Source organism: Pantoea sp. RIT-PI-b (genome assembly GCF_001187905.1).
GTDB classification, from domain to species: Bacteria; Pseudomonadota; Gammaproteobacteria; order Enterobacterales; family Enterobacteriaceae; genus Pantoea; species Pantoea nemavictus.
The window spans coordinates 129,473-140,282 of record NZ_LGIS01000028.1 but is presented as its reverse complement, the minus strand read 5'-3'; the positions used below and the strand labels follow the sequence as shown (position 1 = coordinate 140,282).

The window sequence follows — 10,810 nt, the reverse complement described above, 5'->3', positions numbered from 1 at the left end:
GGCGGTTAACTTCGTTCATCGTGAAAAACTCCGCACCAGAAGCCGTCATATCAGGATCCTCAGCAGGTAGCCCGAAGCGGCCAGGTAAGCTTAGCTCAGAACGGCCAGGTCAGCTTTGCTTCCATAATCAAAGGGCGTACAATCATAATTATGTTAAATGAAGTATCTAAACGCGCACTCAAATCACTATCAGCTCACCACCTTCACCAATAATCTGTAACCCGCGATAATCCTAGCGACGGACTGTTGAACTAACATTATTTTACCGGATGTCACAGGATAATTTCTTTTTCGTCTGACCAGGCCATGGCATCCACAATACCAGACCACGCTACCGGCCTCGCCAGCGGATAATTAATTATGTTCATACCATTAATGAGGTATACATCACAGGTTTTTGCAGACGCGTCCACTTTAATAATGCGCACCGTTTTCCGGGCAAGCCGCTGCCATTCTCTGCGATCTCCGATATTTATCCAGTTTTCAGGGATTGCTGCTCTGATATTTTTCTCACCGTCTGACAATGTCATCTCTCTTTCAAGCTGCCTGATTTCAGCCGACAGCGCTTTTGCCCGCATGCTCAGCTCGGCCACATCCTGTGCGTGTTCAATGGCCGTAATGATGTTCTGTAGCCTGCCGGACAGCTCATCTCTTCGTGATGCCATAACCGACAGCCGGTCCGCCTCAGACTGTTGGGTAAACATACCGGATGCTCCTTTTAACAGGCCTGATATGAGAAAATGATCGGTTAGATCCCGGCGGAGATAGGCCGACTGACAACGGTTTTCCCGGCGCATGGCGCAGACATAGTGGCCGTAACCTTTCGCCGAGATGCCGGACAGAATAATGGAGTGGCCGCACTGTTTACAGCGCATCAGGCTTCTGAATATGTTTATAAGGTAAGGATTGAAATTACTGTCTTTCCTGCTTTCAGGCTCAAAATTTATCAGCTGGGCGCGCTCAAAATCTTCTTTCTCAATTATTACAGGGTAATAGCCGGGAATTTCGTTAACGCCGGAGACGATGAGGTGCCGGGAAGACTGCAAGACCCCGATCACGGATTTCTTCTTAATCAGGCGCTCGACAGAAGCAGAATGCCACTGGGAGGCTTTGCCTTTGAGGTTCTCAATGCCTCTTTCATTAAGCTCGCGACTGATTCTTCCGTAAGACAGCCCATCCAGGCGTAAGCGAAAAATCTGCCGTATAACCTCTGCCCGGTCTTCCAGTACGTCAAAACCGTCGCGCGCGTCATTAACCCTGAGCCAGTAAGGGCATTTGGTCGTCATCACGCGGCCGCTCTGCGCCGCTTCCCTGCGTTTCTCAGCCCACGCCGCGCGCATACGCTTTGACTTAATCTCGCTTTCTTCATTCGCACGTTGAGCGATCAGGATAGCCCTGATGATGGCGAAGGGATCGTCTAGCGAATCACGAGTATAATGCGTGCTGTCGCTGAGGGTCACGACATCGATCCCAGCCTTGAGAATTGCGTGTAGCCGACCGGTTGCATCGCCGATTTTTTCGCGCGACAACCTGTCCAGACTTTCGATAAGCAGCACGCTGCCGCTTTCTATGAGGTTACGCTGCACTGCCTCCATGAACGCGGAAAAGGCGCCCCGGGCAGCATGCTCACCGCGCCAGGCACTGAGGCCGAGGTCCTCAAACGTCACCGGATCGAGGTAGTAGTCAGTGTGTTGTTTCAGCCATTCATCAATTAGTCTTTTCTGCCTGCGGACGGAGTCGCCCTGAAGCTGTGTCAGTGAGGAAAAACGCAGATAGGCAATCGCCCTTTTCATAACGATCTCCACAGCGAGCATTAATATGTGAGGGCATCTGCATGCAAGATTGCCGTTCTGTTGTGTTGAGATACGCATAAGGTCATCAGAAGCAATATAGCAAAACTTTAGGCCGGAAATGCTTGGTGAGTTCAATTTCTGGATTTTTTCAGTCCTATAGCGGCCTTAGTTACCCATTAGACTTAGGTCATAGCTGAGCTACGAGTAGATTTCAAAACGTCAATCGGCTCCCGGCAGGTAAGAGCATACTTAACAGAAATATCCTGAATTTTGCTTAAGGAGAGTATCAGCCTCATGAAGTTGTTGCTGGTGCCTTATGTTCGGCGGACAGCATTATCAGCGATAAAGTGGCAAAGGAAAACGGAAAATAATTGTACTATTTTCTTATTTGAGACATTTTAATAGTTGATGAGGTATTGTTTCGTCTGTTTACCTGCGTCGAAATACTTAAGTAACTTTTTCCGCATGCCATACTGGCCATCCTAAAGACCGATAATTCACTGTTAGCGGCAGAGGTACATTAGCGGACTTATTGAGATGATGAGCCCGGCCAGCTAGTGCGAAGATGGATTGGAGTGGTTGATATCTTAGACTGCATAGTAATACCACCTTGGATGAGGTTTTTGAGGCATTATAGTCGATAAGGCTGAATAATTCCGTGAAACTGATAACTTATTGCTGAGCCAGCGCGTTTTGTGGATAAATATACATATCTTGAATTCGCCTGATGAATTAATTGGAATTTATACATGAAAATTGAATTTATTACTGATAGTTCCGGTAAACGTAAAGCGGCAATCGTACCCATTGAATTATTCGAAAAACTCATCAGCGACAACTGGCTTCCTGAACTATGGGATTCAGTCCCTCACCCGGCAGGTCTTAATGAGGAATCGAAGGTTCCTGGCATAGTAATGAACATCTCAATTGAAAAAGGCGTCACACTTCGAGCTGCGTGGCGTCTTTACCGCAATCTAACTCAGTTACAGGTTGCTGAGGCGATGGGTATTACACAGGCTACTGTTTCGGCGATCGAAAGAGGGTCAAAACCTCACTTTTCTACTATTGTAAAGCTGGCCGCGTTGTACGGTTGTGTGCCAGCGCAGTTAACAGATGAATGAGGTAATATGGTACCCGCGCCATCTGCAGGCGTTAAAAGCGAGCTGAAATAACGACTTTGCTACAATGGCTAAGTACACATAATATTAATTATGGAATAAGATCAATAGCTTATAAGGAGTGCTAAATTATAATTATGCAAAGCACTTACAACATCTTATTTTATTCTTAACTTTTACTGTTTTCTTTAGAGACCAAGAGGCTATTAATTATTATAATAGATTAAAATTACTTAAAGGTTTAAGCCACACGATATTGTGGCTTAAATGAGGGCTATCTATATGGTTGACGCTTACTTGAGGACTTAAAGTTCTGTCTTTTTGCACTTCTCATCACACGTTGCTTTTCACTATCAAAATTATCAAGTGCCTTATGAGAAAACATTTCGTCTTGAGGCATGCCTAAAGAATAAATATCTCTTTCACGTAATTCCTCTAAGTGAATGTATTGGATGAACTTTTCAACCCTCTCTAAACGAACTTCAACTCTTTTAATTCTGTCCCTGCTAGTGAAATAATGATACTCTTTTCTAGCTGCTTCAGTTAAATAATTACTCGTTTCCTCATCGAATATTCCACAGTCTGTGCATATAAGATCAAGGTATGTAAAGTAATATGCTAGTTCCTTGAGCATATACATACCATAGTTTGTTATTTTTATCCTATCAACAGATTCAGAGAAAGTATCTAACCTATTATTTGACTCTACAAAACCATGACGTAGAAGGACATCCAAGTTTTTAATAAAGTCATCTTGCATACTGAAAGTTTCAGTGAAGTAAGCTACTAACTCAGCCACTGAAAAATAGGATGGAGAAGTAGGATCTTCTCCTTTTGCTAATTTTCTCAGGATGCGCAATCCCGTAAAATGTGAGCTATTTCTTGATGATCTTAATTGAAAAATGTTTGGAATATCGCTTAAAGATTCATCGTAAAAATAACGGTCCGGAGTCATTACAGGTTTTATAACTTGATGAATCATGAAATTCCATGATTTGTTAGCAATCATTTCATCAACATTTGTGTAGCCGGATAATGAAAAACTTCTAAATAAATCGAGTGAGAGTCTAATATCACCATGTGCACATGCAGTTAAAAAGTTATTGAGTGGGGAGCGATCATTTGAGAATTCCCTACTTAATATTTTGAGATACATGGCGCTGTCTTGAATAAATTGATTATCATTATCACTAAAATACGCGTCATCTTCATCTAAGTCCTGAGTGACATGTATATTGCTTTCAAGTAAATGTACAGTATAATCTAACCTTCGTTTGAAAACCTCGGAGGGCTTAGGGGAGCTTATATGAAATCCTGAATTTTGATAAGCATCTAATACCCCATGAATTTTTGAATCATAGAATCTTTCTTCTCGCATGGAGATAAGAACTATGCATTTAAGTTTCTCGGAAATCTCTTGGGCACATGAAAAGCAAAAATCTTGTATCTCTGTTGAGTATTGATCAGTATTATCAATTACGATAATAGTGCCTCTTTCTAACTTTGAAAGATGCTCCACTAATCTTGAAGCGCAATATGTTGAATCATTTTTCCAATCCGAGATAAAAGAATTTAATTTTATATTGTAATTTTCAGACGTTTCGCTAAGCCCAGCAAGATTCTGTTTTTTAGCAGTGATAAATTTATCATGAAATAAACTATTTATTAATATTTCTCTGTCTGAGTTCAGTAAGTCATCTTTATCAAGTTTCTTAATTATTTCATTCCAAATATATGTCCTAATGAGAGACGTGTCTTCTGGTATTTTCAGTAAGTCGATAATGGCTATCGCAGCATGGTCTTTTAGCCATCGAGGAGCATTATGATGAAGCAGCCTTTTGATGAAGGTAGATTTCCCTGCACCCTTCCCTCCAAACAGAACCAGAACCTCACCTTTACGATTTTTTTTAATATTTTTTGTGAGGCGCCCTCCTAAACGACCACCTTTACCCGTATCATCAAGTTGCTGAACACCATAACTTTCAAAATAAGGAGACAGAGAATCTTGGATCAACACCCTCATGCCATCTGAAGTGCCTTGGTATTCACGTTGAGATACATAACATCTTTCCATAAAATCAGTGTCATCATCCTTAATTACACCGAAATATCTATTTATAATTGGTCGTAGTTTAATGGCCAACCTGTTAACATTTATTGTGTGAGAATATGATGATATTTTTTCTTTTGGAAAGAAGATACTTCTATCCTTGGGAAGGGCACTGCTTAAAAAGGATGGAAGTGAGGCGCGCTCAGTAATTGCTACGAATGATAAATTATTGATTGCTTTTGTATATTCCTTCGAAAAGAAATCAAGGTTTCTCACTACAAATGCTTTAAGGGTCTCCCATCTTTTTCCCTTTTCAAAAGTTTTGAAAAATATCCATTCTAATCCATTGGTAATACATGCATATTCACAGCCTGTATCAAAACAATATCTTCTTACCTGATTCATAGCAGAGCGAATGTTCTCATTGCTTAACAATTTCGCTATGCTGATATAACATGATGTCTCTTCATCAGAATGCGCTAGCGGCAATTCAAAAAAAACGCCAGTTTTCTTTGCTTCTATAAATAATAGATCTTCGTCATTTGTTTTCTTCAAAACATAATCAGCAAACCCCGGTGCAATATATTCTTCGACAGAAACTCTATTTCTTGGCCACGAAAGATAATCATGTAATATAAAATCAATGATTTTATGTCGTGTTTCAGCCTCATTTTCATCTCTCATTAGGCTATGTTTTTTTATATCTTTCAGCGATTCAAGGATGTCATCTAATTTAGTATTTTTCAATTCACTACACTCCCAGTTGAGAATTGTCTTTTTAACTCAATGCATTAGCAAGGTTTAAGAATAATCTTATGTTGGTGTATTATCAAGTTTTAGTAGCATTGTTACACTTCGTGTTTTTTAATAAATTTATGAAATATAGATTCATTTCTCATGAAAATGATTAAAATTCAATTGCATAGTCTAGTAAGCCATTTAGTAACCTAAATTTCACCTTGATAATTTAAGAATTTATAAGGTGAAAAAAATCCCTAAGCCAATTCATTTAAGTTGTAACAACCAGCAGTTTATAGCCCTGTATAATTATGTTTATAGCGCATCATCCTGTCATGGTCTAATGCTTCATCCAAAAATATTGATTGTTAATCACAAATCTTCCTAACTTCATATAATGGGAGTTATACGAACCCTCACGGCTCGATACCTGTCCTCCGAATCGAACACTCGCTCATACCTCTAACCTTGTATAATTATCTTTATATAAGTCCAGACAAACTCGGCAATCCCCTGTATCATGCGGATCCGGGCCGGATCGTGAGCTTTGCAGTCATTTATACAATACGGCTAGAACCGAACGCTGCGCTGTTGATTGAGGCCGGTCGTAAGCGGTTAAAACTCCGGCATCGCTACGTAAAATCTGGCGGGCATCTGCCCTGCTTTTTCTTCAGAATTCACGTAGCGCTGCCGTCAGCAAAACGGGTAAATACTGAGCAGACATGAACGACATCTCCGGTTTTACCGGCGTGGCCCTTAGCGGCAGCGCCGGTGACGATCTCACCGCGAAGCTGGCCGCCTTTGTCCGGCACAGGGAGGCCTTCTCGCCTAACACGTGGCGCCAGCTGCTCAGCGTGATGCGGATCTGCTGGCGCTGGTCGCAGGAAAACCGGCGAACGTTTCTGCCGATGTCGCCGGAGGACATGCAGGACTACCTGTTTCACCTGCAGGGCATCGGCCGCTCAACATCTACCATCTCGGTACACGCTGCGCTTATCTCGATGTTACACCGTAACGCCGGGCTGGTACCCCCGACTGTTTCACCTGACGTTATTCGTGCAAAAAAGAAAATCAATCGTACGGCCATCGTCTCCGGCGAGCGCACCGGGCAGGCGGTGCCCTTTTGCCGGCCGGATCTGAATCGTCTCGATGCGGCTTGGAAGCATTCGCCCCGGCTTCAGCACCTGCGGGACCTCGCCTTCATGCACGTGGCATACGGTACGTTGCTGCGTATGAGTGAATTATCCCGCCTGCGGGTGCGGGACATTTCACGGGCGGCCGACGGTCGCATCATCCTCGATGTGGGCTGGACAAAGACCATCCTGCAGTCGGGTGGGATTGTTAAGGCGCTCAGCACGCGCTCTTCTGAACGGCTGATGGAATGGATTAACGCAGCCGGTCTAGCTGGCGAACCCGACGCGGTACTGTTCTGCCCAGTCCACCGGTCAAACAAAGTAACCACCTTCTCAACCGTGCCCATGAGTGCCCCGTGTCTGGAGGATGTCTGGCGCCGTGCAAGACATCAGGCGGGTGCTAGGACTCCACTGAAAACAAACAAGGGACGCTATTCCAGCTGGAGTGGTCACAGCGCTCGCGTCGGTGCTGCGCAGGATATGGCCAGGAATGGGATTTCGATTGCGCAGATCATGCAGGAAGGAACTTGGACGCAGACCCAGACGGTTATGCGATATATCCGTATGGTAGAAGCTCACCGGGGCGCAATGGTCGGACTCATGGAAAGTGATGACGATTAGCTTAATTTCTGCGGTAGGCAGCCTAAGCGTTATCCTTGACACCCTGAATGAAGGCCTTCGACTGGGCAGTTTATAGCCTCCCCCGCAATTGGGTTTTCATTATTCTGATTTGACACCTGGTAATGTAGCAAAGGCGTTGTTTTGTCAGGTTCCCGCTTCCACCCTGCGCGCGTTAAAAGCGTATCTAATGCCATCAGATCAGAGGTAACACGTGCTGATAGCTTCTGTATCTGGCATCCGCTTTCATCGAAACCAGTGTCGAGATTGAGGCGTTTGAGATAGAGTCTAGGCTCTCTGGGGCTTATCCGGACAGCGTGCCGCCCTTCCCATACATTTTCGCTGAGCACGGCATAATTAATGCCGGTCATCTTAATAGCATGCATGACATGCTGCAGACGAAAGAGGTCATTCTGTTCCAGCAGATCGCCCTTACTGGCTCGCCAGAGATACTCCATCTTTCCGGGAAGATCGGCCCGCATTCCTTTTTCACGCCCTTCTTTCTGTAGCCAGCGTATGTCATCGGCCAGTTCACGTTTGAACAGGCGTTTCTTTTCAGCTGTAGCCAGCCATCGGCAAAGAAAGAGATTCTCCTGAGCGGGAGAATTAACCGTTCCCGCTTTTCGTGCCATATTGAGTGCTATGAGACCGCACCATGCAAGATGTTCAGCGTTAGGATTTGAAGTATCCATATGATATTTAGATTTGAGTTTAATCGTGTGCAACCTGTTCAGGGATGGTTGCCCGGGCTATAACCGCTTCGGTTATAAACTGACTGACTATATTTTGTTTCATTTCTGCACATTATCGCTCCCGTATTTAAACAGATACCCTTAGGCGACAATGCAATTTTAATACATGACAACTCAGGTTTTCTGGCTGTTTGCCCAGACCGCGTTCATGCGATCGAGTCCAGCAAGCCATTGTGCCAGCTCGGGAGCAATCCAGCTTATGACCTTAACCCCTGCTGCATGATGTTCCGGTAATGGTGGCCTGAGCCAAAGCAGGGGCTCATGGTGAAAAATGCGGTTACGCAAATCGCGTATCTGATTGAGAGCAGCAGATATGTTGTGGCGCTGTCGCAATGCCTTCGGGCAACGGGTAAACACCAGGCGAAGATCCTTCCATAACACATCCTGAAACTGAGTGTTGAAAAGAGAACTCCAGAACCCGAATGTCAGTTCTGCTATGACTTTATCTGCCGTACGAGCCTCATGGCGACGATCCAGTTTGTTTATTGCGTTAGCAATTTCTTTATTTTGCCAGCGGAATAGCGGGTCTTCTTTCCACTCTGCCCACCAGTCTGTGCGCTTATAGCGCGCGGTCAGGCGGGAATGAACACCATTTCTCAGTGCGATTTCCAGAGTATTAAGAAGAGGCATCATGGCTTCGGCCAGCCGGAGATTAAACGCATAGTCCTGCGCAGCCCTCGCCTCGTCTCCACCGCGCGCAGCCAGGTAACGTCCCAGGCGGGCAGCAGAAAAATGCTTCTCCAGTTCGTTCCACTCCATAGGCGCCCTTTTACATTTTTATTAGGTATTGTTATAATCACTACGCAGCCCTGGGCTCGCGTCCTCTCCCGGCCACCATACCGGTGATGACACCAGGTTCGTTCTGGTCCTGTTCAGCAGGACCACCCCTTTCAGACAAAACCGCCTTTGGCGGTTTTGTCGTTTTAAAGGCGTTGCAACCGGCGGTAAGCCATAGCAATCCGCCCATTTATCTGGCTGTAACCGGATTATTCTACCTTATAATTCATAGCAGTACAGGTTTCAGGATTAACACTTTTTATTACTGCCAGCAGAGTACAGGGCTGCTGCTGGACTCCTTCTGACTTCCTCATTCCGTTTTTAGTTGCCTTCCGATAAAGCTTATCTGTGTGCGTCCGATAAAGGTTATCGCACATGGCTTAAGCCGAATTGACTTTGAACGGAGACCAAATGAGAAGGATCGAGCGTGACTTCATCTGCTTATTTAACTGCCTGTGGTATCAGGACTTTCCTGTAACTGAAAGCGACCCCGCCATTAATCGGGCAAACTGGACAATACATATAGGCCTGGTGGTCAGGCAATGTGCAAAGCTGCTTGGGGGACGCGCCTTTTTTGAGCAAGGAAATCGCACCGATGCGGTTATCCGATACCCTGATGAGCTGCAGCCGGTGTTAACAAATATTGAGTGGGAATGGACGCCTGCGCACAAGCCCCGGGTGAACGAGCTTGAAAAGCTTAAAGAGAAAAGCAGCGAGCCATTTTTTTCCACGTTCGTTTCCTACAGTCGCAAAGAACATCTTGTCGACGTGCTTCATAAAGCGAGCACTATCTGGAATGGGGCTGAAAAGCCGCTGATCTTCTTCATTATCATTTATCGGATGGAAGGCAGAAACCGGGTTTTTGAAGATCTGCAAACTCACTTTTTTGCCCGCAACAGTGCCAAAAAGATTCGCTCACAGCCGGCATTACCGTGGCTGGTAAAGCGTACGAAATATAACAATATGGTTGATACCGAATGACGTCCATTCACATCGGTAACCTGTGGTGGTGCTTTCAGTGCGAGCACCTTTCAGCAGGGAACAAAACAGCTTCCTGTCTGACAGCTGTTTATGCAGCGGCCTTTCAGGCGCACTGAAGTCAGACGGTCGCAGACGAAAAAAAGAACCCGCGGCAACACTCACAGCGAAGAAGAAACAGTAGTTACAGCATCCATCCATCAGCCTCTACTGATCCGGCCCTTCGGGCCGGGCGGCGGCGGCTGGTCAGCGGGGGCAACCGGGGTGCAGGTACTGAGAGAGGCGCGGGGTTTCAGGTTCGGCTCGGTGTAGATGTTAATAGATCTATTTATGTGTGTTGTAACTACAGGCTACTGCTTTAACTCAATGTGCAATTCTGATTAACTTTCGGTATTGTCAGCTTAAGGCAAATTCAATTGAGGTACGTATGAGTTCAGCCGCATATACTCGCGGAACAAAAGCTGCATCTGTCTGGAAGCGCCTATCTCGTGTCTACTATGATTCAGATAACCGCTTTGCTACCTGGGCAGACAGGAAAAATATACCGGCATCGATAGGAAAATCTGCCGTGCCCTTTTCCGTTCTTATACTCCTGACTTTGGCCATAGTTGCGGGATTTGCAATCGGCACCGTAATCATCATTGTTGCTGCTTTCGTTTATATGGTTCGCCACATTCAGTTAAGTGCATTAGATGCTTTGGATACTACGTCATCTAACAGTTCCTGTGCTGCAGGTGGGCAATTCAGAAGCGGGAATGACGGAGATGGTTTTTACAGCGGTCCTGACGATATTACGGTAACTGCTTCGAGGTTAGACAGAGAAGACGACGATTAGCCGATGCTAAACTAACCG

Annotated in this window: 8 protein-coding genes; 4 read left to right on the top strand and 4 right to left on the bottom strand. The window is 45.1% G+C overall.

All coding sequences use genetic code 11. The annotated features are described in order from the left end of the window. Positions 1-272 precede the first annotated feature (272 nt). Positions 273-1,793: a recombinase family protein gene (locus tag AC790_RS19040; protein WP_049852803.1), complete on the bottom strand. Its 1,521-nt coding sequence runs from the start codon at positions 1,791-1,793 to the stop codon at positions 273-275. A 749-nt stretch (positions 1,794-2,542) separates the two neighbouring features. Here AC790_RS19040 and AC790_RS19035 point away from each other — a divergent pair. Then, complete coding sequence (locus AC790_RS19035; RefSeq protein WP_049852802.1) at positions 2,543-2,914, top strand: helix-turn-helix domain-containing protein; 372 nt, start codon at positions 2,543-2,545, stop codon at positions 2,912-2,914. Between the two features lie 271 nt (positions 2,915-3,185). Here the strand turns inward: AC790_RS19035 and AC790_RS19030 are convergent, their stop codons facing one another. Beyond that, a complete protein-coding gene (locus AC790_RS19030) occupies positions 3,186-5,708 on the bottom strand; it encodes a type I restriction enzyme HsdR N-terminal domain-containing protein (protein ID WP_049852801.1) in 2,523 nt (840 codons plus the stop codon). A 713-nt stretch (positions 5,709-6,421) separates the two neighbouring features. On the opposite strand from AC790_RS19030, the gene AC790_RS19025 reads away from it, so the two are divergent. Then, positions 6,422-7,453 (top strand): tyrosine-type recombinase/integrase, encoded by a 1,032-nt coding sequence (locus AC790_RS19025; RefSeq protein ID WP_049852800.1) that lies wholly within the window; start codon positions 6,422-6,424, stop codon positions 7,451-7,453. Positions 7,454-7,482: 29 nt separating this feature from the next. Here AC790_RS19025 and AC790_RS19020 read toward each other — a convergent pair whose 3' ends face one another. Continuing rightward, positions 7,483-8,175 (bottom strand): DUF2913 family protein, encoded by a 693-nt coding sequence (locus AC790_RS19020; protein ID WP_235440753.1) that lies wholly within the window; start codon positions 8,173-8,175, stop codon positions 7,483-7,485. A 141-nt stretch (positions 8,176-8,316) separates the two neighbouring features. After that, positions 8,317-8,961, bottom strand: a complete 645-nt coding sequence (locus AC790_RS19015; RefSeq protein WP_049852799.1) for an Abi family protein — start codon at positions 8,959-8,961, stop codon at positions 8,317-8,319. A 429-nt stretch (positions 8,962-9,390) separates the two neighbouring features. Between AC790_RS19015 and AC790_RS19010 the strand changes: the two genes are divergently transcribed. Then, positions 9,391-9,960, top strand: coding sequence for a hypothetical protein (locus AC790_RS19010; protein WP_200902276.1), 570 nt, complete (start codon positions 9,391-9,393; stop codon positions 9,958-9,960). A gap of 424 nt (positions 9,961-10,384) precedes the next feature. Continuing rightward, positions 10,385-10,792 carry a hypothetical protein gene (locus tag AC790_RS24810; RefSeq protein ID WP_152929147.1) on the top strand — a complete coding sequence of 136 codons (408 nt, stop codon included), beginning with the start codon at positions 10,385-10,387 and terminating at the stop codon, positions 10,790-10,792. Positions 10,793-10,810: the final 18 nt, after the last annotated feature.